The 21784-nt window shown below is 71.4% G+C and carries 17 protein-coding genes; 13 read left to right on the top strand and 4 right to left on the bottom strand.

The features are described from left to right. Positions 1 to 71: 71 nt before the first annotated feature. Positions 72 to 2549 carry a ThuA domain-containing protein gene (locus tag ACWD4O_RS22965; RefSeq protein ID WP_451282332.1) on the top strand — a complete coding sequence of 826 codons (2478 nt, stop codon included), beginning with the start codon at positions 72 to 74 and terminating at the stop codon, positions 2547 to 2549. 128 nt (positions 2550 to 2677) lie between these two features. Next, positions 2678 to 4843 (top strand): OmpL47-type beta-barrel domain-containing protein, encoded by a 2166-nt coding sequence (locus ACWD4O_RS22970; RefSeq protein WP_451282570.1) that lies wholly within the window; start codon positions 2678 to 2680, stop codon positions 4841 to 4843. A gap of 48 nt (positions 4844 to 4891) precedes the next feature. Here ACWD4O_RS22970 and ligD read toward each other — a convergent pair whose 3' ends face one another. Further along, on the bottom strand, positions 4892 to 5929 hold the full coding sequence (gene ligD, locus ACWD4O_RS22975) for a non-homologous end-joining DNA ligase (RefSeq protein ID WP_450948006.1): 1038 nt from the start codon (positions 5927 to 5929) through the stop codon (positions 4892 to 4894). Between the two features lie 155 nt (positions 5930 to 6084). Beyond that, positions 6085 to 6828 carry a hypothetical protein gene (locus ACWD4O_RS22980; RefSeq protein WP_451282335.1) on the bottom strand — a complete coding sequence of 248 codons (744 nt, stop codon included), beginning with the start codon at positions 6826 to 6828 and terminating at the stop codon, positions 6085 to 6087. Positions 6829 to 7013: 185 nt separating this feature from the next. Here ACWD4O_RS22980 and ACWD4O_RS22985 point away from each other — a divergent pair, with 185 nt between their 5' ends. The 3 genes from ACWD4O_RS22985 (at position 7014) to ACWD4O_RS22995 (ending at position 10189) form a co-directional block, all read left to right on the top strand. Next, on the top strand, positions 7014 to 7664 hold the full coding sequence (locus tag ACWD4O_RS22985; protein ID WP_451282336.1) for a PASTA domain-containing protein: 651 nt from the start codon (positions 7014 to 7016) through the stop codon (positions 7662 to 7664). Between the two features lie 151 nt (positions 7665 to 7815). Then, a complete protein-coding gene (locus tag ACWD4O_RS22990) occupies positions 7816 to 8907 on the top strand; it encodes an ATP-dependent DNA ligase (RefSeq protein ID WP_451282337.1) in 1092 nt (363 codons plus the stop codon). Positions 8908 to 9163: 256 nt separating this feature from the next. Next, the gene (locus ACWD4O_RS22995) at positions 9164 to 10189 is read left to right on the top strand and encodes a DUF3048 domain-containing protein (RefSeq protein ID WP_451282339.1); all 1026 of its coding nucleotides are present in this window, start codon (positions 9164 to 9166) and stop codon (positions 10187 to 10189) included. Positions 10190 to 10277: 88 nt separating this feature from the next. Here the strand turns inward: ACWD4O_RS22995 and ACWD4O_RS23000 are convergent, their stop codons facing one another. Beyond that, positions 10278 to 10742 (bottom strand): MarR family winged helix-turn-helix transcriptional regulator, encoded by a 465-nt coding sequence (locus tag ACWD4O_RS23000; RefSeq protein WP_358804044.1) that lies wholly within the window; start codon positions 10740 to 10742, stop codon positions 10278 to 10280. A gap of 239 nt (positions 10743 to 10981) precedes the next feature. Between ACWD4O_RS23000 and ACWD4O_RS23005 the strand changes: the two genes are divergently transcribed. The 7 genes from ACWD4O_RS23005 to pcaDC all read left to right on the top strand — a co-directional run bounded on the left by ACWD4O_RS23005 (position 10982) and on the right by pcaDC (position 17579). After that, complete coding sequence (locus tag ACWD4O_RS23005; RefSeq protein WP_451282341.1) at positions 10982 to 11794, top strand: CoA transferase subunit A; 813 nt, start codon at positions 10982 to 10984, stop codon at positions 11792 to 11794. Continuing rightward, the gene (locus tag ACWD4O_RS23010; protein ID WP_451282343.1) at positions 11794 to 12441 is read left to right on the top strand and encodes a CoA transferase subunit B; all 648 of its coding nucleotides are present in this window, start codon (positions 11794 to 11796) and stop codon (positions 12439 to 12441) included. Before ACWD4O_RS23005 ends, ACWD4O_RS23010 begins: the two co-directional genes overlap by 1 nt. Further along, positions 12438 to 13652: a thiolase family protein gene (locus tag ACWD4O_RS23015; protein WP_451282345.1), complete on the top strand. Its 1215-nt coding sequence runs from the start codon at positions 12438 to 12440 to the stop codon at positions 13650 to 13652. The genes ACWD4O_RS23010 and ACWD4O_RS23015 overlap by 4 nt, the downstream gene beginning before the upstream one ends. Before the next feature lie 17 nt (positions 13653 to 13669). After that, a complete protein-coding gene (pcaH, locus tag ACWD4O_RS23020; RefSeq protein WP_358804041.1) occupies positions 13670 to 14443 on the top strand; it encodes a protocatechuate 3,4-dioxygenase subunit beta in 774 nt (257 codons plus the stop codon). A 6-nt stretch (positions 14444 to 14449) separates the two neighbouring features. Next, positions 14450 to 15055, top strand: coding sequence for a protocatechuate 3,4-dioxygenase subunit alpha (gene pcaG / locus ACWD4O_RS23025; RefSeq protein ID WP_451282348.1), 606 nt, complete (start codon positions 14450 to 14452; stop codon positions 15053 to 15055). Between the two features lie 83 nt (positions 15056 to 15138). After that, a complete protein-coding gene (pcaB, locus tag ACWD4O_RS23030; protein WP_451282572.1) occupies positions 15139 to 16443 on the top strand; it encodes a 3-carboxy-cis,cis-muconate cycloisomerase in 1305 nt (434 codons plus the stop codon). Beyond that, entirely contained in the window at positions 16440 to 17579 is a 1140-nt protein-coding gene (pcaDC, locus tag ACWD4O_RS23035; RefSeq protein WP_451282350.1) for a bifunctional 3-oxoadipate enol-lactonase/4-carboxymuconolactone decarboxylase PcaDC, read from the top strand. Before pcaB ends, pcaDC begins: the two co-directional genes overlap by 4 nt. A 108-nt stretch (positions 17580 to 17687) precedes the next feature. Here the strand turns inward: pcaDC and ACWD4O_RS23040 are convergent, their stop codons facing one another. Next, entirely contained in the window at positions 17688 to 20405 is a 2718-nt protein-coding gene (locus tag ACWD4O_RS23040) for an ATP-binding protein (protein ID WP_451282352.1), read from the bottom strand. Between the two features lie 307 nt (positions 20406 to 20712). On the opposite strand from ACWD4O_RS23040, the gene ACWD4O_RS23045 reads away from it, so the two are divergent. Continuing rightward, on the top strand, positions 20713 to 21741 hold the full coding sequence (locus tag ACWD4O_RS23045) for a DUF2510 domain-containing protein (protein ID WP_451282354.1): 1029 nt from the start codon (positions 20713 to 20715) through the stop codon (positions 21739 to 21741). Positions 21742 to 21784: the final 43 nt, after the last annotated feature.

The following is a 21784-nucleotide window of genomic DNA, read 5'->3' on the forward strand; positions in this document are numbered from 1 at the left end:
CATAGGTATTGGCGGGCCGCGCAAAGACGTCTAGCTTCCTTGGCGCTGCCGCCGTGACCGAGGAGGTGCCCATGCACTTACGAGGATTGAGCACGAGAAGACGAATCCGGGTGACGACCGTGGCGTGCGGGACGCTCGTCGCCGGACTGCTGTCCGGCCCTGCCGCGGACGCACGCCCTGTCCCGGAACCACCCCTGACAACGATGTCCGTCAAGTCGCCGCCGGGCAGTGCCGATGTACGCGTCCTGGTCTTCCACGGGTCGGCCGCGGCCGGGGACGAGTCGCCGGTCGTCAACGCCGGCATCGAGGCCGTCGAGCGGATCGGTCTGTCCGGTCCGACCGCCCAGCGCTTCGAGGTCGAGGCCACGGACGACGCCTCGGTCTTCACCAGCGCGACGAGACTGGGCAGTTACAACGCCGTCGTGTTCCTGACCGGGGGCGGCGACGTCCTCGATCCGGAGCAGGAGGCGGGCCTGGAGGCCTATATGGAGGCCGGCGGCGGATTCGTCGGCCTCCATGACGCGGCTCGCGCCGAGCCGTACTCGGACTGGTTCACCGGTCTGATCGGCGCCCGTCCGGCCGCGTCGAGCCCGACGACCGTCCAGCGGGCGACCGTTGAGATCGGCGACCGACAGCATCCGGCCACCAAGGAGCTGCCGCTGGAATGGAAGCGCCCGGACGTGTGGTCGAACTGGGTGAAGAACCCGTCCGGCGAGGTGCACACCGTCGCCCGGGTGCGCGAGTCCACGTACCAGCCGGGTGCGAGCGCCAACGGCTGGGACCACCCGGTGAGTTGGTGCCGCGACTACGACGGCGGCCGCTCGTTCTACACCGGCATGGGCGGCACGGTGTCGTCGTACGACGAGACGGACTTCCGTGCGCATCTGCGCGGCGCCCTGCTGTGGACGACCCGGCTGGTGCAGGCCGACTGCAAGGCGACCATCACCGGGAACTACAAGGCCGAGCGCCTGACCCCCGCCAACCAGCCGGGCAGGAACGACCAGATCGGCGAACCGCACGGCCTGGTCACCGCGCCGGACGGTCGCGTCCTGTACATCGGCCGGGGCGGCGCCGACTCCTCCCAGCCGGTCGTCACCGACTGGAACAACCCGGACGTCGGCAAGGGCAAGGGACAGCTCCACGTCTACGACCCGGCGACCAAGAAGGTGACTCTCGCAGGGGAGTTGAGTGTCTTCGGCAACAAGGGCGGGGGCGACGAGCTCATCAAGGTCGAGGAGGGGCTCCTCGGCATCGAGCTCGATCCGCGCTTCGCACAGAACGGCTGGGTGTACCTGCACTACACGCCGCACTCGGGCGTCAACCGCGAGACCCGGATGGCCGAGCGGCGCGTCTCGCGCTTCACGCTCGACCCCGCCACGAACCGGCTCGACCTCAACAGCGAGAAGGTGCTGCTCAAGTGGCCGGTTCAGGTGCACAGTTGCTGTCACGCGGGCGGCGGGATGGCCTGGGACTCCAAGGGCAACCTGTACATCGCGACCGGTGACAACAACTCCAGTGGTTTCAGCGGCGGTTACTCCGGCAACAACCCGCAGCCGAACTTCAAGGGCGTCTCCTTCGCCGATGCGCGCCGCACCGCCGGAAACACCAACAACCTCAACGGCAAGATCCTGCGCATCCATCCGGAAGCAGACGGCACGTACACGCTTCCGGCCGGGAACCTCTTCACGGGCCGGGAGACCGAGGAGGGCGGTGGCAAGACCCGCGGCGAGATCTATGTGATGGGCGTCCGCAACCCCGCGCGCATCTTCGTCGACCGCACGACCGACGCCCTGTACGCGGGCTGGGTCGGCCCGGACGCGAGCGAGCCGTCGACGACGTGGGGACCGGCGAAGTACGACACCTTCGCCGTCATCACCCAGGCGGGCAACCGGGGTTGGCCCTACTGCATGGGCAACAAGCAGCCCTACCGGGACCGCAATCTGCCGGACCCGACGCAGCCGCTGGGCTGGTACGACTGCGACCACCCGAAGAACGAGTCGCCGAACAACGACGGCCTGGTCAACCTGCCGCCGGTCACCGGCAACAACATCTGGTACTCACCGCAGGGCGGCGCGCCCGACTACCCGCGCGATGCGAACGGCGTCCCCTCCTACCGGAAGGACCAGGCCACCTACCGGCTGCCGTGGCTCAAGGGCGGCGGCCAGGCGGCGATGAACGGGCCGGTCTACCGCTACGACGCCACGACCGCGAGCGCGGCCAAGTGGCCCGCGTACTGGGACGGCAAGTGGTTCGTCGGCGACTTCTACGACGCCGACCAGCCGCGCAACGCGGTGGTCATGGACCCGAAGACGCAAGGCACGGGCGGTCTGCCCGTGCACTCGGAGTCGCTGAAGAAGATCGTGCCGGTCGGCAACGACGGCATCAAGAACCTCATGGACTGGAAGTTCGGACCCGACGGCGCCCTGTACGTCCTCGACTACGGCCGCGGTTTCTTCACCTCGGACGCCAAGTCGGCGCTGTGGAAGGTCACTTACACGGGCGGCGGCCCGACCCCGGCGGTCGGACTGCTGGCGAGGGGGACCCAGTGAGACGGCAGGCGATCCGGTCGGCGACACGACAGGTGACACGGCAGGTGACACGGCAGGTGACACCGCGAGTGGCAGGGCGAGTGACACGGCAACGAAGAGTCCTGACGGCCCTGTTGGCCGCCGTGCTGATGATGCTCGGGCTGCAGGCGGCACCCAGCGCGGCGCAGCCCGAACAGGCCGGCGCGGCCCAGGCGGCCCAGGTCCTCACGTGGACCGCGGGCGACGACATCACCAAGTACGTGTCGGCGCCCACGACGGCGGTGGCGGGTCAGGCGACGATCGTCTTCGAGAACAGCGTGGCGACCGGCAACACCATCGGCATGCCGCACACATTGACGTTCGTGACCAGCGATCCCGAGTTCAACGACGACGTCGAACTGAACATCCTGGCCAACCCGAACGACGACATGGGCGGCCGCCACACCGCCGAGGTCACCCTGACCCCGGGCCGCTACTTCTACCACTGCACGATCCCCGGTCACGGGCAGATGCAGGGCATCCTCGTGGTGACCGAGGGCACCGGCGAGGACACGACTGCGCCCGCGGCAACCGCGCAGGTCACCGGCGCGCAGAACGCGAAGGGCGAGTACGTCGGCTCGGCGAGTGTCGCGATCAGCGCAACGGACGAGGGCGGCGGGTCGGGCGTCGACCGTATTCAGTATGCGGTCGACAGTGCAGGCGGGTCGGGCGACTGGATCCCGTACACCACGCCGGTCGTCGTCGACCAGGTCGGCACCCACAAGATCCGCTACCGGGCGTTCGACAAGGCCGGCAACGTCTCGGCCGAGAGGAGCGCCGAGTTCACGGTCGTCGCCCCACCCTCCGACGACACGACGGCGCCGGAGACCTCCGCGACGGTGACCGGCGAGCAGAACCCCGACGGGACGTACATCGACATGGCGACGGTCACCGTGTCGGCCTCCGACACCGGATCCGGGGTCAACACCATCGAGTACGCCGTCGACACGGGGGCCTGGCAGCCGTACACCGCACCCGTAATGGTGCACCAGGTCGGCACGCACACCGTGCGGTACCGGGCCACCGACAAGGCGGGCAACGCGTCCCCGGAGAAGACCGCCCGGTTCACCGTGGTCGCGGCGACCCCGCAGGACACGACCCCGCCGGTGACCGGCGTCAGCGTCGAGGGCACCAGGAACTCCGACGGGGCGTATGTCGGCAACGCCAAGGTTGCCGTGAGCGCGACCGACGGGGGCGGGTCGGGTGTCGACCGGATCGAGTATTCACTCGACGGTGGACCGTATATTGCATACAGCCTTCCGGTGGTCGTCGACCGTTCGGGGGCGCACACCCTCGCCTACCGTGCCGTCGACAAGGCGGGCAACACCTCCGCCGCGCGCACGGTGACCTTCACCGTGGTGTCGAGCCAGGTCCCGGCCCCCAACTGCCCTGAGTACGACGAGCGGTTGACGGTGATCGTCGGCACGGTCGACTCGGGGGTGCGGAACCGGTTGACCGACAGCCGGTGCCGGATCAACGAGTTGATCGAAGACGAGAAGGAGTGGACATCCCACGCCCTGTTCCTCAAGCATGTGAGGACGGTCCTGGACAAGCTGTTCGACGAGGGGATCGTCGACCAGCGCGAGTACGACGCGATCCAGGAGGCCGCCGGGGAGTCCGGGATCGGCAGGCCCGGCCAGACCGAGGGCTACCGCACGATCCTCGACGGCAGCGCGACCTCGTTCGCCAAGTGGCAGCAGGTGGGCGGCGGTTCGTTCGGACTGAACCCCGACGGGTCGATCACCAGCGGCACCACACAACAGGGCCTGGGCATGCTCTGGTTCCCGCAGCGCAAGTACGGCGACTTCTCGCTGAAGCTCCAGTGGCGCGACGACGCTCCGGGCACCGGCAACGCCAACTCCGGTGTGTTCGTGCGCTTCCCGTGGGTCCATGACCACCCCGAGGAGTCCCGGCCCGAGTGGGTCGCCATCAAGTACGGGCACGAGGTGCAGGTCCTGGACCGGCCCGACGGCGACATGTACAAGACGGGGTCGGTGTACGGCTTCGACCGCGTCGGGCTCGCCGGGGCCGGCGTCACGCAGAAGGGCACCTGGAACGACTACGAGATCAGGGTCGTCGACCAGCACTACTCGGTCTACCGCAACGGCGTACTGATCAACGAGTTCGACAACACCGGCGGCCAGGCGTTCACCCCGCCACGCGCGGACGACCCCGGCACGGACGGGCGGCGGTTCGCCTCCGGCTACATCGGACTCCAGGTGCACGGCACGACGGACGTCGTCTCGTACCGGGACATCCGGATCAAGGAACTGTGAGCGAGGCCGGAGGCGTCCGAGGCGACCGCCCTCCAGGGGCGGGCGGCCCTAGGACGCCTCCGGCTCATCCGGGGACTTCTCGTGCCGGGCCCGGCTCGGCTGCACCCGCTTGGGCTCACCCGGCATCTTCGGGTACTCCGGCGGATACGGCAGATCGCCCAGGCCGTGTTCGTGTTCGTCGCGTCGGGCGAGGTCGAGAAGGGCGTCGAGGGAGAAGGCGTGGTCGTCCATGTCGGCGTGCACATCGCCGAGTTCGGCGAAGCGCGTCGGCATGGTGGCGAGGTCGAAGTCGCGCGGGTGGGCCGCACCGACCTCCTCCCAGCGCAGCGGCGCCGAGACGGGGGCGTGCGGGCGGGGGCGCACGGAGTAGGCGGAGGCGATGGTGCGGTCACGGGCGGTCTGGTTGTAGTCGAGGAAGATCCGCTCGCCGCGTTCCTCCTTCCACCACTTGATCGTCACCCGCTCCGGCATCCGCCGTTCCATCTCCCGGCCGACGGCGATGGCGGCGCGCCGGACCTGGGTGAAGGTCCAGCGGGGTTCGATGGGCACGAAGACGTGCAGACCGCGGCCGCCGGAGGTCTTGGGCCAGCCGCGCAGTCCGCCGAACTCGTCGAGGACGGCGCGTAGTTCGTGTGCGGCGCGGACGGCGTCGTCGAAGTCGGTGCCGGGCTGCGGGTCGAGGTCGATGCGCAGTTCGTCGGGGCGGTCGACGTCGGTGCGGCGCACCGGCCAGGGGTGGAAGGTGAGGGTGCCGAACTGGGCGGCCCACAGAACGGCCGCCTGTTCTGTCGGGCACATCTCGTCGGCGCTGCGTCCGCTGGGGAAGGTGATGTGGGCGGTGGGAATCCAGTCGGGCATGTTCTTCGGCGCCCGTTTCTGGAAGAAGGACTCGCCGGTCACGCCGTCCGGGTAGCGCTCCAGGGTGGTGGGGCGGTTGCGCAGGGCGCGCAGGATGCCGGGGGCGACCGCCTGGTAGTAGCGGGCGAGGTCCAGCTTGGTGAAGCCACGCTCCGGGAAGAAGACCTTGTCGGGGCTGGACAGCCGTACCGTCCGGCCGGCCACTTCCAGTTCCACCGCATCGCCCATGCGAGCCACGGTAGACACACCCCTCACAACTCGCATCAGCACGCACACCGGACGATCCCGGCGATCAGCGCACGGAATCGAACATGGGTTCGACATACGGATCCGCGCGTGGAACGGTTGTGGAACCGTTTGTGGAACTCCTGGACGACCTAGACCTACCAGTGCTCACCGATCTGCGCGGCCACCGAGAAGTCCGCCTCGCAATCAGGGCATGTCCCGTCACCGAAGACGTAGGTCAGCGCGCCGGCGACCTCGTGCTGACCGTCGGCGAGGGCGACATCGTGGAGGCGACGACCGATGCCGTCCAGCTCCGCGGGGTTCGCCGGGCGCAGGGGCCTGCTCTCGACGTCTTCGTCGTCGTCCGCCAACGCGTAGTCGGCACTGCAGGCGAAGTAACCGCGTTCACCGATGACGATGAACAGATCTGTTTCACAGCCGGGGCAGGAAACCTGATACTCCTCGTTCACCAGCCCCCAGGCCAGATCCTCGCCCCAGCCCTCCACGCCTTCGAAGCTCAGTACGGCTTCCAGAAGATAGATGTACTCGGTGGAGTCGGACGCGGTCCGAAGACCGTCGTTCGCCAGCGACAACAGGGCCGCGATCGCGGCCGCGTGCTCCGTCCGGACATCGCCGGGTTCGTGCGACGGCTCTGCGCCCGCCATGATCGCGCCCGCCAGGGTCAGTGCGTTCACGGTCTGCCCGGGATCGTCCCCGCCGGCCACCTCGGCCAGCCAGGGCAGCGCCGCGAAGCTCGCCGAATAGACGCTGCCCTGGTGGCAGAGCGACGACCACAGATCGCTCCACAACTCGGGGGTGGGGTCCGAGGCGAGGCGGTCCAGCTGTGCGGGTATGTCCTCCGCGGAGCCGTATGCGTGGCTGAGTTGCGACCAGTCCGTCATGCGGGAATCCAACCATGCGGAGGGAGGCGATGCCGCTGCCCCCTCCTCGGAGTGCGGGCCACCGAGGTGCGTACGCCGCCGACTTGCCCCACCCGTTCAGGTCACAGACCCGCCGCTTGGGCACCACCGCGCCCATAGCGACCGTACGCTCACCCTTCATCACAACCCGCACCAAGGGGGCAAGCATGGCCAACTGGAAACTTGTCGGCCCGATCGTCGTGGGCGTCATCGTCCTCGGCGTCATCGGATCCGCCTGCGAGGACGACGGTGTCACGAGCGGCGGCAGCGGAGTCCCGGGGGCCGAAACCGGCGCAGGGGCGACCACCAGCAGCGGCGACGCCAAGGCCACCGCCGACACGAAGACCGTCCCCGGGTTCGTCGGCATGGGCCTTCAGTCCGCCCAGGACACCGCCCAGGCCGCCGGGTTCCGCAGCCTCACCTCGCACGACTCCCTCGGCCGCGAACGCAACCAGATCCTCGACCGCGGCTGGAAAGTCTGCTCCCAGACGCCTGCAGCCGGGAAGACCGTGCCGACGGACACCGAACTCGACTTCGGCGCCGTCAAGTTGGACGAGACCTGCCCGGCCGAGGACGAGACCGCGCCGGCCGAGGCCGGCGCGACCATGCCGGACTTCAGGGGGAAGTCGGTGAAGGCCGCACGCCGCGCGCTCGACGCGGGCACCTCCGTCACCGTCACCGACGCATCCGGCGACGACCGTTTCGTGCTCGTGGAGTCGAACTGGCAGGTGTGCACGCAGAAGCCCGCCGCCGGGGCGAAGTCGTCCGGGCAGCCGGTCGAGTTCACCGCGGTCAAGTTCGGCGAGAGCTGCCCCTGACCGAACCGGGCCCCCGGCGGTGGAACCGGGGCTGCGACGATTTTCCGCTTCCGACGGTGGGCGGGCTCGCGGCGGACGGGACCGTGCGCACTGTTTCCGGGCGGACCGGCGCAACGAGCGGACACCATGCGCGGCTCGTAGAGTCGGAAACATGGATCTGCCGGTGATGCCGCCCGTGAAACCGATGCTCGCCAAGTCGGTCGCGGCGATCCCGCCGGGCATGCAGTACGAGGCGAAGTGGGACGGCTTCCGGGCGATCGTTTTCCGCGACGGGGACGAGGTGGAGCTGGGCAGTCGCACCGGGAAAACGCTTACCAGATATTTTCCCGAGCTGGTGGAGGCGTTGCGGGAGCGAGTGCCGGAGCGGTGCGTGCTGGACGGCGAGATCGTCATCGCCCGGGAGGGACGGCTCGACTTCGACGCCCTCACCGAGCGCATCCACCCCGCGGCCTCCCGGGTGCGCACCCTCGCCGAGCGGACCCCGGCGTCGTTCGTCGCCTTCGACCTCCTGGCGCTGGCCGACAAGTCGCTCCTCGACGTACCGCTCGCCGACCGGCGTGAGCTGCTGACCAGGGCGCTCTCCGGAGTGACGCCCCCGGTGCACGTGGCGCCGGCGACGACCGACGCCGAGGTGGCTCGGCGGTGGTTCGAGGAGTACGAGGGCGCGGGCCTGGACGGTGTGATCGCCAAGCCGCTCACCCTGCACTACCTGCCGGACGAACGCGCCATGTTCAAGATCAAGCACGAACGCACCGCGGACGTCGTCGTGGCCGGTTACCGCTTCCACAAGAGCGGGCCGGTGGTGGGCTCACTGCTGCTGGGCCTGTACGACGACCGGGGCGTCCTCCAGCACGTCGGTGTGTCCGCCGCCTTCGCCATGAAGCGCCGGGCGGAGCTGATCGAGGAACTGGAGCCGCTGCGCATGGCGGACGCGGCCGGGCATCCGTGGGCGGCCTGGTCGGACGAGGCCGCCCACGAGTCGGCGCGGCTGCCCGGGGCGCCGAGCCGCTGGTCGGGCAAGAAGGATCTGTCCTGGGTGCCGCTGCGGGCCGAGCGGGTGGCCGAGGTGGCGTACGACCACATGGAGAACGGGGCACGGTTCCGGCACACCGCCCGCTTCCGCCGCTGGCGCCCGGACCGCACCCCGGAGAGCTGCACCTACGCGCAGCTGGAGGAGCCGGTGCGCTACGACCTGGCCGAGATCCTCGGGACACCGCCCACAACGGCCACCGAACCGATCTGATCCACAACCGGTTCCACAACCGGTTCCACGGTGTCATCAGGATCCTCACCGCGCCGTCGCGCGACAGCCACCCGACAGCCGAGGGCCGTCCTCGACAGCCGACGGCCGCCTCCGGCACGCTCTGCCTGCCGCCTGCCGCCTGCCGCCGTCCACCCGCCGTCCACCATCCACCCGCCGCCGTCCACCCTCCGCCGTCACGCATAGCCACTTTCGAACGGATGAGCGCACAATCGAGACACGAAACGGGGTGAAGGAAATGAGCAGGAGTCGTTCGAGACGTACGGTGCGCGGAGGGCGCGCGCCGCGCTCCCCGGCCGCCGCGGCACTGCTGGCGACTGCACTGGCCGGCACCCTGGCGCTATCCCTCGCGGTGGGCTGCACGACGAGCCGCGCGCCCTCGACGGACGACGGCCGGAGCCCGTCGAATCAACAGAGCCCGAGCGGCACCGCCAGCCCCACCACCGGCGTCGGCTCCGTGCTCGCCGTGAAGATCGACAACGCGCCGGACGCCCGGCCGCAGACCGGGCTCGACTCCGCGGACATCGTGTACGTCGAGCAGGTCGAAGGCGGGCTGAGCCGGCTGATGGCCGTGTACGCGACCACGCTGCCCGAGGCCGTGGGCCCCGTGCGCAGCGCCCGTGAGTCCGATCTGGAGCTGCTGCGCCAGTTCGAGCAGCCGCTGCTGGCGTTCTCCGGCGCGCAGGGCAGGCTGCTGCCGCTGATCGACAGGGCGCCGCTCGACGCCGTCACGCCCGAGGACGCCTCCGGCGCCTACGTCCGGGGAACGGACCGGGCCGCGCCGCACAACCTCTACCTGCGGCCGAGCCGTCTGCTGCCCTCCGCCCCGGGCGCCGCCGCGCTGACCACGGGCTTCCGCTACGGAGCTGCGCCCTCCGGCGGCGAGGCGACGACCACGCGCACCGTGCGCTACCCGGCGGCCCGTTTCACCTTCAGCTGGTCCGAGAGCAGGGCACGCTGGCTGGTCGCCACGGACGGCCGCCCTACCGTGTCGGCCGACGGGCGGCGGTCGGCCCCGGCGACGGTGGTCGTGCAGTACGTGAACGTGCGCGCATCGGCTTTCCAGGACTTCCTCGGAAACAACACGCCGTACACCGAGACGGTGGGCTCGGGGAAGGCGGAGGTGCTGCGCGACGGACGCGCCTACGACGTGAACTGGACGCGGGCGACAGCGGCGGACGGCACTGACTTCACGACCACCGACGGCAAACCGGTCGCCTTCGCCCAGGGCCAGGTATGGGTGGTGCTCGCGAAGGCGCCCTGATCGGCCCCGGCCCACCCACCATCGGACCCGGCCCGCCCACCCGTCGGCCCCGTCGGCCCCGTCAGGCCCGTCAGGCCCGTCAGGCCCGTCAGGATGACGAGACCAGGGGTTCTCCCGGATTGCGCAGCCCCTCCGCCGCGTCCGAGACGCGCTGGATGAGTTCGAGGAACTGGGTCTGCTCGGCGGCCGAGAGCGGGGACAGGAAGACCTGGTTCATCCGGGCCGTGCGCACGGTCAGCTTGCGGTGGGTGCGCAGTCCGTCCTCGGTGAGTCCCAGCAGGAAACGGCGCCCGTCCTGCGGGTCGCGGACCTTGTCGAGGAGTCCTCGGCGGATGAGCCTGCTGATGACCTCGGCGACGGTGGAGCGGTCGAGCCCCACCCGCTCCCCCACCGTGCGCTGGTCGAGGCCCGGCTCGGCGACGAGCGCGTTGAGGACCGCGAACTGGGGGGAGGTGATCTCCTCGGAGACCATCGTGTTCCACAGCAGGTAGTGCGCCTGCTGCAGCCGCCGGGCCAGGTGCCCGGGGTGGCTGGTGAGGTCCACCGCAGCCATGTGCACTCCCGTCGTCCGGATCAGTCCCGGATCAGTCCCGAATTAGTCTGTGTACTGAACACTACCCAACCCGCGCCATCCTGTCTCCGTGCCGGAGCGAGCCCGACGCCACCACCCAAGGCCTCAAGACCTCAAGACCTCATCCAAGTCCTTGACGCCTCGGCGCTCGGATGGCAGCGTGAGAAACCTCGCTGAAATACTCAGTGCGCTGATTAATTCGCAGAGATGAGGCTGCACGCATGGACAAGGTGGTCGCCACGGCCCTGGAGGCGGTGGCCGACGTGCCGGACGGCGCGTCGCTGGCAGTGGGTGGCTTCGGGCTGAGCGGCGTGCCCAACGTCCTCATCCAGGCTCTGTACGAGCGGGGCGTCGCCGGACTGTCGGTCGTCTCCAACAACTGCGGTGCGATGGAGTCGGGCCTCGCGGTGCTGCTCGCCGCCGGGCGGATCGCCCGGGTAACCGGTTCCTACATCGGCGCCAACAAGGAGTTCGCCCGTCAGTACCTGGGCGGTGAGCTCGAGGTCGAGATGATCCCGCAGGGGACGCTGGCCGAGCGGCTGCGGGCCGGCGGCGCCGGCATCCCCGCCTTCTTCACCCCGGCGGGCGTGGGCACACAGGTCGCCGAGGGCGGGCTGCCCTGGCGTTACGACGGTGCGGGCGGCGTCGCGCTGGCCTCGCCGCCGAAGGAGGTCCGGGAGTTCGACGGCGTGGAGTATGTGCTCGAGCGCGCCATCCGCACCGACTTCGCGCTGGTCAGGGCCGCGAAGGGCGACCGGCACGGCAACCTCGTGTTCAACAAGTCCGCCCGCAACTTCAACCCCCTCTCCGCGATGGCCGGGAAGATCACGATCGCCGAGGTCGAGGAGCTGGTCGAGCCCGGGGAGATCGACCCGGACGCGGTGCATCTGCCGGGCATCTTCGTGCAACGCGTGATCGCGCTCACCCCGGAGCAGGCTGCGGACAAGAAGATCGAGCAGCGGACGATCTCCACGCCCGTCGCACGGGAAACCGCAGCGCATGAAACGGCGGCCGAGGGAACGGTGAGCGAGTGATGGGCTGGACACGCGAGCAGATGGCCGCCCGCGCCGCGCGCGAGCTGGAGGACGGCCAGTACGTCAATCTCGGCATCGGACTGCCGACGCTCATCCCCAACTACCTCCCGGCCGACGTCGAGGTGGTGCTGGAGAGCGAGAACGGCATCCTCGGCACCGGGCCCTACCCCGCCGAGGACGCCGTCGACCCGGATCTGATCAACGCCGGCAAGGAGACCGTCACGGTCCTGCCGGGCGCGTCCTACTTCGACTCGGCGCTGTCGTTCGGCATGATCCGCGGCGGGCACATCGACGTGGCCGTGCTCGGCGCGATGCAGGTCTCCGAGCGCGGCGACCTGGCGAACTGGGCGATCCCCGGCAAGATGATCACCGGTATCGGCGGGGCGATGGACCTGGTGCACGGCGCCCGTACGGTCATCGTCGTCATGACCCACACGGCCAAGGACGGCAGCCCCAAGATCCTTGCCGACTGCGCTCTGCCGCTGACCGGAAAGGCGTGCGTGAACCGGATCATCACCGACCTCGGCGTCCTCGACGTCACCGAGGAGGGACTGCTGCTGGTGGAGACCGCGCCGGGCGTCACCGCCGAGGAGATCGCGACCAAGACCGCCGCCAAGGTCCGGGTGGCCGAGGGGATCCAGTCATGAGCAACACTCTCAAGACCGTTTACATCGTCGACGCCGTCCGCTCCCCGATCGGGCGCTACAACGGCGCGCTGGCCTCGGTGCGCCCGGACGACCTCGCCGCGCACGCCATCCGTGAACTCCTCGCCCGTACACCCGCGTTGGACCCCGCCCGGGTCGAGGACGTGTACTTCGGCAACGCCAACGGGGCCGGCGAGGACAACCGCAACGTCGGCCGCATGGGCGCGCTGCTCGCGGGCCTGCCCACCTCGGTGCCGGGTGTCACCGTCAACCGGCTGTGCGCCTCCGGTCTGGAGGCGGTCGTCCAGGCGGCCCGCGCCATCGCGGTCGGCGACGCCTCCGTCGCCGTCGCCGGCGGGGTGGAGTCGATGACCCGGGCGCCGTATGTGCTGCCGAAGTCGGATCGCGCGTTTCCCGCCGGGCACGCCGAGCTGTACTCGACCACGCTGGGCTGGCGGATGGTCAACCCCAGGATGGACCCGCAGTGGACGATCCCGCTGGGCGAGTCGGCCGAGCTCATCGCCGACAAACACAAGATCAGCCGCGCCCAGCAGGACGAGTTCGCCCTGGCCAGCCACCGCAAGGCCGCCGCCGCTCAGCAGGCGGGTCTGTTCGACGCCGAGCTCGCGCCCGTGTCGATCCCGCGCCGCAAGGGCGACCCGGTCGTCTTCGACGCCGACGAATGCGTACGGCCGGACGCCTCGCTGGAGGCGATGGCGAAGCTCAAGCCGTCGTTCCGGACGGAGGAGGGCACGGTGACGGCCGGCAACGCGTCGCCGCTGAACGACGGCGCCGCCGCCCTGCTGCTCGTGGACGAGGAGGGCCTGAAGGCGACCGGTCGCGAACCGCTGGCGCGCATCAGCGCCACCGGGGTGTCCGCGATCGACCCGCACTACTTCGGGCTGGCCCCCGTCGAGGCCGTCAACCGCGCACTCGCCAAGGCGGGCAAGGGATTTGACGATCTGTCGGTGCTCGAGCTGAACGAGGCCTTCGCCGCCCAGGTGCTCGGCTGCGTAGCCGAGTGGCCCGAGTTCGACCCGGCGGTCCTCAATCCGCAGGGCGGCGCGATCGCCCTCGGTCACCCGCTCGGCGCGTCGGGCGCCCGGCTCGCCGGCACCGTCGCCCATCAGCTCGCCCGTCGGGGCGGCGGCGTCGGGGTCGCCACCCTCTGCATCGGCGTGGGCCAAGGCCTCGCCCTCGTCCTCGAACGCTGAGAAACCCAGGAAACACCATGACTCTCACGCAGCATGACATCGATCAGGAGATCGCGGCCGAGCACGCCGCCTACGAGAAGCGCATCGCCGACGGCGCCCCCGTCGAGCACCAGCCGCGCCGCGACTACGCGCCGTACCGCTCCTCCGTCCTGCGCCACCCGAAGCAGCCGCCCGTCGCCATCGACGTGAGCCAGGACCCGGAGCTGGTGGAGCTGTCCTCCCCCGCGTTCGGCGAGCGGGACATCACCGAGATCGACAACGATCTGACCCGGCAGCACAACGGCGAGCCGATCGGTGAGCGGATCACGGTTTCCGGCCGGTTGCTGGACCGCGACGGACGTCCGGTCCGCGGTCAGCTGGTCGAGATCTGGCAGGCCAACTCGGCGGGTCGCTATGCGCACCAGCGCGAGCAGCACGACGCGCCGCTGGACCCGAACTTCACGGGCGTCGGCCGCACGCTGACCGACGACAGCGGTTTCTACCGCTTCACCACGGTCCAGCCGGGCCCCTACCCGTGGCGTCAGCACGTCAACGCCTGGCGGCCGGCCCATATCCACTTCTCGCTGTTCGGCTCGGCGTTCACCCAGCGGCTGGTGACGCAGATGTACTTTCCGAGCGACCCGCTGTTCCCGTACGACCCGATCATCCAGTCGGTGACGGACGACGCGGCCCGCCAGCGGCTGGTCGCGACCTACGACCACAGTCTGTCGGTGCCGGAGTTCTCGATGGGCTACCACTGGGACATCGTGCTCGACGGGCCGCACGCCACCTGGATCGAAGAAGGACGCTGACCTGCCATGACGAAGATCGACACAAGCCGTCCGGAGAGCGTGCTGCCCACTCCGTCGCACACGGTCGGCCCGTTCTACGGCCACGCCCTGCCGTTCCCCGGCGGCGGTGACATCGCCCCGGCCGGCCACCCGGACACGATCGCGTTGCAGGGCTATGTGTACGACGGCGAGGGCAACCCGCTGCCGGACGCGTTCCTGGAGCTGTGGGGCGCGGACCCCGAGGGCCATCTGCCGCAGGTCGACGGCTCGATGCGGCGCGATCCGTCGAGCGGCGGCTTTCTCGGCCGCAACGGCGTCGAGTTCACGGGCTGGGGCCGGATCCAGACGGACGCGAACGGCCACTGGTCGGCGCGGACGCTGCGGCCCGGCGCGCGTGGCCTGAGCGCGCCGTATCTGAGCGTGTGCGTGTTCGCGCGCGGTCTGCTCGTCCATCTGTTCACCCGGATCTATCTGCCGGGCGACGAGGCCGCGCTGGCCGCGGACCCGCTGCTGCGGCAGGTGGACCCGGCGCGGCGCGACACGCTGATCGCGACACGCGGCGAGCTGGGGACCTACCGTTTCGACATCCGCCTTCAGGGCGAGGGCGAAACGGTCTTCCTGGAGTTCCAGTGACAGCTGCGCAGTCCGATGCTTCGTCCGGCGCCCGGTCCGGCACCTCGTGCGACACCCGGTCCGACGCCCGGTCCGACGCCGGTCTGCTCGCCCCCGGGTGGACCGGCTCCCCCGCCGCCTCCGCGACCGGTGACGGCGCCTTTCTGCGGGCGCTGCTCGACGCAGAGGCCGCGCTGACCCGCGCCCAGGAAGCACTGGAATTGGCCCCGAAAGGGGCCGGGGCCGCGGTCACCGCGGCGGCCGACGACAACGGTTTCGACGTGCGTTCCCTCGCCGAGCGCGCCCGCGGCGGCGGAAACCCGGTGATCCCGCTGGTCTCCGACCTGACGAAAGCCGTCGGCGAGGAGTTCGGGCCGTACGTCCACCGGGGCGCGACCAGCCAGGACATCATGGACACCGCGACGATGCTGGTCGCGGTGCGCACCCTCGGCCTCGTCCTGGCCGACCTCGACCGCACCGGGCGGGCGCTTGCCCGGCTCGCCGCCGAGCACCGCGACACGCCGATGCCCGGCCGGACGCTCACCCAGCACGCCGTACCGACCACGTTCGGACTGAAGGCGGCCGGCTGGCGGTCCCTGGTGCTGGACGCACGGGACCGGGTGACTGCCGTACGGGACACGCTGCCCGCCCAACTGGGGGGCGCCGCCGGTACGTTGGCGGCCTTCGCCGCGTACGGCGCCGTCGACGCGACCGCGCTGCCCGCCGCGTTCGCCGGTGAACTCGGGCTGCGGCCGCCCCTGTTGCCGTGGCACACCCTGCGGACGCCGATCGCCGACCTGGCCGGCTGCCTCGCCTTCACGGTGGGCGCCCTCGGGAAGATCGCGACGGACGTGCTCACCCTCGCCCGCACCGAGATCGGCGAGCTGACGGAGGGCAGCGGGGGCGGTTCCTCGGCCATGCCGCACAAGGCCAATCCCGTACGGTCCACGCTGATCGCGGCCGCCGCCCGACGCGGCCCGCAGCTCGCGGCCACGCTGTTCGGGTCGCTGGTGGCGGATGACGAACGGCCGGCCGGGGCCTGGCACGCCGAGTGGGAGCCGCTCAGGGATCTGCTGCGGCTGGTCGGCGGGGCCGCCCGGGACGCGGCCGAGCTGACGGAGGGGCTGCGGGTCGAAGCGGACGCGATGCGCTCGAACCTCGATCGCACCCACGGGCTGATCGTCTCCGAGCGGCTGTCCGCCGAGCTGTCCGTCCTGCTGGGCCGGGCCCGCGCCAGGGAACTCCTCACCGAGCTGGCCCGGCGCACCTACGCGGAGAACCGTCCGCTGGCGGAACTCCTGGCCGAGGAGCCCGACTTGAAGGGCGTCGATCTCGGCGACCTCACCGACCCCGCCCGCTACACCGGCTCCGCCGGAGCCCTCACCGACCGTGCGCTGGAGCGACGTTGACCGAGAAGCTGCTCAACCACCGTGCGGAGGGGCCGACTTCCGCTCCCCCGCTGTTGCTCGGCCCCTCGCTGGGCACGTCGTACGCGCTGTGGGACAAGGTCGCCCCCGAGCTGTCCATCACGCATCGGGTGATCCGCTGGGACCTGCCCGGACACGGGGGTTCGGCGGCCGACCTGATCGGCCCCGGCGCGACCGTGGGCGACCTCGCCGACCTGGTGCTGGCGCTGGCCGACTCGCTCGGTGTGGAGCGGTTCGCGTATGCGGGCGTGTCGCTGGGCGGCGCGGTGGGGCTGCAGTTGGCGCTGGACCACCCGGAGCGGGTGTCGTCGCTGGCGGTGATCTGCTCGTCGGCCCACTTCAACGGGTCGAAGCCGTGGGAGGAGCGGGCCGCGCTGGTGCGCCGCGAGGGGCTGGCGGGGCTCGCCGAGACCGCGAACGCCCGTTGGTTCACCCCGGGGTTCACCGTGCCGGAGCTGGTCGCCGACCACCGCGACGCCGACCCGGCGGGCTACGCCGCGTGCTGTGACGCGCTGGGCGCGTTCGATGTGCGCGAGCGGCTGCCGGAGATCGCCGTACGGACCCTGCTGATCGCCGGGCGCAAGGATCAGGCGACGCCGCCCGCGCATCTGCGGGAGATCGCGGACGCGGTGCCGGACGCGACGCTGGTCGAGCTGCCTGCGGCGGCTCACCTCGCGCCCGCCCAGTGCCCGGAGGCCGTGCTGACCGCGCTGCGGGCCCATCTGGACGGCGGGGCGAAGCGGGGCATGGCGGTGCGGCGCGAGGTGCTCGGCGACGCGCACGTGGACCGGGCGCAGGCCCGGCAGAACACGTTCACCGCGCGTTACCAGGACTTCATCTCCCGCTATGCCTGGGGCGAGATCTGGACCGATCCCACGCTCAGCCGCCGTGAGCGCAGCATGATCACACTGACCGCGCTGGTGGCGCACGGCCACTACGACGAGCTGGCCATGCATGTACGGGCGGCCCGGCGCAACGGGCTGACTCCGGAGGAGATCGGCGCCGTCCTGCTCCAGACGGCCGTCTACTGCGGGGTCCCGGCGGCGAACTCGGCGTTCGCGACGGCCCAGCGGGTCCTGGCGGAGGAGGACACGGAGGGGGAAGCCGGGACCGGATGAGCGGGATCCCGCCTTCCGGCACCGCGGCCACCGCCGGCACCTCCGGCCCTGCGCGCGTGCGCAGGGCCGGCGGCGGACGTCTTCGTCCGCGGCCCCTGTCCTGGACCGCTACCTCCGGGTCTGTCCGGGGACCAGTCCCACCTGTGGTGCGCCCAGGCTCTGCAGGGCCTGCTGTGCCTTGTCCGCCAGGCCGTCCGCGCCGCAGGACCGGGCCAGGGTGAGACCCCGGCCGAGTTCGGACACCGAGCGGGAGAGGATGCCGTACTCGACGCGTGCGGCCGCGTGTTCGTACTGGCAGGGCGAGGACTCCAGGTAGGTGACGGCCTGTTGGGCGAGCCGGACCGCGCGCTGGCCGGTCTCCAGGGCGGCGGCGCAGCGCAGGGCCTCGCCGATCGCGGTGTCGGTGCCGAAGCGCTCGGCCTGGCGGCGGGCCTCGGTGGCGAGCCGGCTCGCGCGGGCCGGGTCCTCGACGGCCAGGGCGCGGGCGAGGTCGACGGCCCAGGGGACCATCACCGGGTTGAGGTGACCGCGGACGGCGGCCGCCTTCTCGGCCGCCTCCAGTTCGTTGATGCCGTCCTTGACGCGGCCGACGGCCAGCAGCAGCCGTCCGCGCACGGAACGGGGGTCGGGCAGCACGATCGTCGACGGGTAGGGCGGGGCGAAGTCGTACTGTTCGGCGATCTCCCAGGCCTCGGCGACATGGCCGCGGGCCAGCAGTGTGTCGACGAGGTTGCAGGTGGCGGACCAGTAGAGGGGCAGGCCGCGGCCGACGCGTTCGGCGACCCGCAGGGATTCCCTGAGGGACTCCTCCGCCTCCTTCAGCCGGCCCCGGCGGCGCAGGCCCAGTCCGAGGTAGGCGTGGGCCAGGGCGAGGTGGCCGCCGCTCCAGCCCGCCGACACATAGGTGCGCAGGGCATCGTTGAAGAGGCCGACGGCGCGGTCGAGCCGGTCGGTGTAGGCGTAGGAGCTGGCCAGCATCATCAGCAGCTCGATGCCCCACTCCTGGTCGGTCCAGCCGAGCCCGGGGGCGAGGCTGCCGTTGACCAGGGCGCGGTCGCAGAACTCGGCGACCTCCTCGGCGTTCTCGCCGCGGGTCACGGCGTCGAAGCCGCGCAGGATGAGCAGCGCGCGTTCGGCGTTGTCCCGGCCGGTGCAGGTCGAGGCGAGCTCGGCGAGCCGCTCCGAACGGCGCGGTGTGGTCGCCTCGCCCGCGTGGACGCCCTCCCACATGAACTGCACGGCCTGCAGCCGCAGCCGAGCCGGTCCGGGCGCGTGCCGGGCGGCCTCCGCCTCGACGGTGCGGACGGCCTCCTCCAACTGGTTGTTGTGCAGGAGTGCCTGGGACAGGCGGTAGACGGCGTCGACGCGGTCGTCGCCCTCGAGGCCCGGCAGGGTGGCGAGTGCCGTGCGCAGGTGTTCGATGGTCCGGGCGGGCGCGGTGAGGAGAGTGGCGCAGCCCAGTTCGTAGAGCACGCGCGCGTGGACCTCGGGGGCGGGCGGTTCCTTCAGGGCCCGCTCCAGACAGCGGCGGGCCGCGTCGGGGGCGCCGACGGCCAGGTGTTCCCGGGCGGCTTCGCGCAGCTGCTCGACGAGTTCCTCGTCGCCGTCCGCGTGGACCTGGAGCAGGTGCCGGGAGGCGGCCGCGAGGCCCTTGCCGGCGTCGGTGACGACCTGGGCGGCGATGCCGTGCATCGCGGTGCGCAGGCCGCCGGGGATGGAGTCGTAGACGGCGGTGGCGATCAGCGGGTGGACGAACTCCAGGTCGCCGTCGTCCGCGGGGACCGCGCCGGGGTCGGGCTCGGTGAGGATGCGGGCGTTGCGCAGCAGTTCGGCACAGCGCACCGCTTCGTCCCGCTCCAGGCCGGCGAGCCGGGCCGCCTGGGCGACGGAGATGTCGGCGCCGAGGATCGCGGCCGCCATGGCGAACTTGTGGGCCTCCATGCCCAGGGTCTCCAGGCGGTCGACGAGGCCGCCGCCGCGGGCCGCGCGGTTCAGGGGGCGCAGCTCGGTGGCCGAGGACTCGCTCGGTTCCAGTCGGCTCTCGCGGACCTTGGCGAGGAGCTCGACGGTCTCGTAGGGGTTGCCGGCGGTGACCGCCCACACCTCACGGCAGAACGCGGCGTCGGCGTGCTCGCCGAGCGTGGCCCGGGTGAGTCCGGCGACCGCGGGCGGGGTGAGCGCGTTGAGGACGGTGACGGCGCGGCCGGCGGCCTCGCCGACGGCGTCGAGGTGGCGGGCGGCCTCGCCCTTCACCTCGCCCGGCCTGCGGGCCACGACGATCAGGACGGCGAGTTCGTCGAGGCGTTCGACGAACACGGAGAGCCAGCGCAGGGTCTCCTGGTCGGCCCAGTGCGCGTCGTCGACCAGCAGCACCAGCGGGTAGTCCCGCCGGGCGAGCCGGGTCACGGCGGCCACCAGGCCGTCACACACGCCCTGCGGGTCGGCGTGGCCCTCGCCGGGTTCCGCTATGCCCAGGGCGGGGCCCGCGATGTCGTGCCAGTCGCCGAGGTACTCGCGGGCCTCCTCCGGGTGCAGGGACAGCAGCGCCGGCTGGAGCAGCTGCCGTACCACGTTGAAGGGGACGGACCTCAGTGTCTCGCCGCCGCGGGCCGACCACACGGCGCAGCCGCGGTCCTCGGCGATCCGGCGTGTCTCGGCCAGCAACGCGGTCTTGCCGAACCCCGCCTCGCCCCGGAGCACCAGCAGGTGCCCCGAGGAGGACGTGTCGGCACAGAGTGTCTCCACCGCCTCTGCGATGGCGGCCACTTCCTCGTCGCGCTCCCACAGGGAAGCCGAGGCGGCCGCCGCCGGCCTGACCTCCGTCATCCCGCTACCTCCCCAAGTCGCCCGAACGACGTACCGACGTCGAGCGTAGCCGTCCGGGGGCCCTCGCGGAGGGCGGTCCGGGCAGGTCCGCCTCCACGAGTGACAGGGGGCGGCCCGGGATGCCCCGGCGGGCCTGCGGATGTGCCCCCATGACGTCAACAGCGAGTGACGCGCGCCGAATTGACGTCGAATTCGCGCCACGCGGGTGGCGGAGGGTGGCGTACGGGTGGCGGGATGTCCGGAACCGATTTCAAGAGAGTGCCCTCCCTCTCATCCGGCTTTCACCGATGCCTCATACGGTGGGGGCATGACGCAGGTGACTCCTCCCGGGTGGTATCCCGACCCGGGGCAGACAAGTGACGGTCCCGCCACCGAACGCTGGTGGGACGGCAAGGCATGGACGGACCAGACCCGCGCCGCGGGCTCGGCCGCCGTATGGGGTCCGCCGGCGCAGACCCCGGCCGACGGAACGTATCCGGCGTACCCGGGGTATCCGGGGCAGCCGGGGTATCCGGCGGTGCCGGTCGCGGCGCCGCGGCGCGGGCTGCGGACCGGGATAGCCGTCGGCGTGGCCGTCGCGGTCCTGGCCAGCATCGGGGTCGGCGTGTGGGCGCTGTCCAACGACGGCTCGGGCGGCGGCAGCGGCACGGCCCAGGGCCCGGGCGGGCAGGGCGGACAGGGCGGCTCCGGCGGCCAGGGCGGGCCCTTCGGCGACTCCGGCGGGTCGGGCGGCTCGGGCGGTTCGGGGGGCTCCGGCGGTTCGGGCGGGGCGTCCCCCTCGCCCGAGGCGTCCGAGGCGCCGAAGATCAAGAGCGGTTCGGTGACCGACGCGCTCAACGGGATCAGCATCCCCATCCCGGCCGGCTGGACCGGCCAGGAGCTCAGCGTCGGCGCGCAGATAACCTCCGACGCCTCCTACAAGTGCCCCGGCGACACCTCCAAGACCTGCACCAAGGGAGGCGTGTACTCGGCGCCCGTCGAGGTCCTGGAGACCAAGGGCGACACCGCCGAGGAGGTCGCGAAGGCGGACATCGCTGCCAACGCCGAGGAGTCCTACGGCGGCACGACGTACGGCGCGATCACCTCGCACACGGTGCTCGCCTCGAAGGCGGTGACGGTGGCCGGGCAGAAGGGCTATCTGGTGCGCTGGAAGGCGGTCACGAGCAAGGGCGCGGACGGCTACGTCGAGTCGCTGGCCTTCCCGGCCCCCGCGGACACCAAGCGGCTGGTGGTGCTGCGCTTCGGTGTCGACGCCGACCAGAGCGTGTCCGTCATCGACACGATCACCAAGGGGATCAAGGTGTCGACGGGCGGCGGCAGCGGACAGGACGTCTGACCCGGCCCGCGCAGACACGGTCGGCCGGGCGGGGGCCCCTCCG

This window comes from Streptomyces sp. NPDC002623 (assembly GCF_053592635.1).

What these genes read in the sequence shown, in the direction of transcription:
- ACWD4O_RS22965 (WP_451282332.1), top strand. Translation starts at nt 72, where the DNA reads ATGCACTTACGAGGATTGAGCACGAGAAGACGAATCCGGGTGACGACC.
- ACWD4O_RS22970 (WP_451282570.1), top strand. Translation starts at nt 2,678, where the DNA reads ATGATGCTCGGGCTGCAGGCGGCACCCAGCGCGGCGCAGCCCGAACAG.
- ligD (WP_450948006.1), bottom strand. Translation starts at nt 5,929, where the DNA reads ATGGGCGATGCGGTGGAACTGGAAGTGGCCGGCCGGACGGTACGGCTG.
- ACWD4O_RS22980 (WP_451282335.1), bottom strand. Translation starts at nt 6,828, where the DNA reads ATGACGGACTGGTCGCAACTCAGCCACGCATACGGCTCCGCGGAGGAC.
- ACWD4O_RS22985 (WP_451282336.1), top strand. Translation starts at nt 7,014, where the DNA reads ATGGCCAACTGGAAACTTGTCGGCCCGATCGTCGTGGGCGTCATCGTC.
- ACWD4O_RS22990 (WP_451282337.1), top strand. Translation starts at nt 7,816, where the DNA reads ATGGATCTGCCGGTGATGCCGCCCGTGAAACCGATGCTCGCCAAGTCG.
- ACWD4O_RS22995 (WP_451282339.1), top strand. Translation starts at nt 9,164, where the DNA reads ATGAGCAGGAGTCGTTCGAGACGTACGGTGCGCGGAGGGCGCGCGCCG.
- ACWD4O_RS23000 (WP_358804044.1), bottom strand. Translation starts at nt 10,742, where the DNA reads ATGGCTGCGGTGGACCTCACCAGCCACCCCGGGCACCTGGCCCGGCGG.
- ACWD4O_RS23005 (WP_451282341.1), top strand. Translation starts at nt 10,982, where the DNA reads ATGGACAAGGTGGTCGCCACGGCCCTGGAGGCGGTGGCCGACGTGCCG.
- ACWD4O_RS23010 (WP_451282343.1), top strand. Translation starts at nt 11,794, where the DNA reads ATGGGCTGGACACGCGAGCAGATGGCCGCCCGCGCCGCGCGCGAGCTG.
- ACWD4O_RS23015 (WP_451282345.1), top strand. Translation starts at nt 12,438, where the DNA reads ATGAGCAACACTCTCAAGACCGTTTACATCGTCGACGCCGTCCGCTCC.
- pcaH (WP_358804041.1), top strand. Translation starts at nt 13,670, where the DNA reads ATGACTCTCACGCAGCATGACATCGATCAGGAGATCGCGGCCGAGCAC.
- pcaG (WP_451282348.1), top strand. Translation starts at nt 14,450, where the DNA reads ATGACGAAGATCGACACAAGCCGTCCGGAGAGCGTGCTGCCCACTCCG.
- ACWD4O_RS23040 (WP_451282352.1), bottom strand. Translation starts at nt 20,405, where the DNA reads ATGACGGAGGTCAGGCCGGCGGCGGCCGCCTCGGCTTCCCTGTGGGAG.
- ACWD4O_RS23045 (WP_451282354.1), top strand. Translation starts at nt 20,713, where the DNA reads ATGACGCAGGTGACTCCTCCCGGGTGGTATCCCGACCCGGGGCAGACA.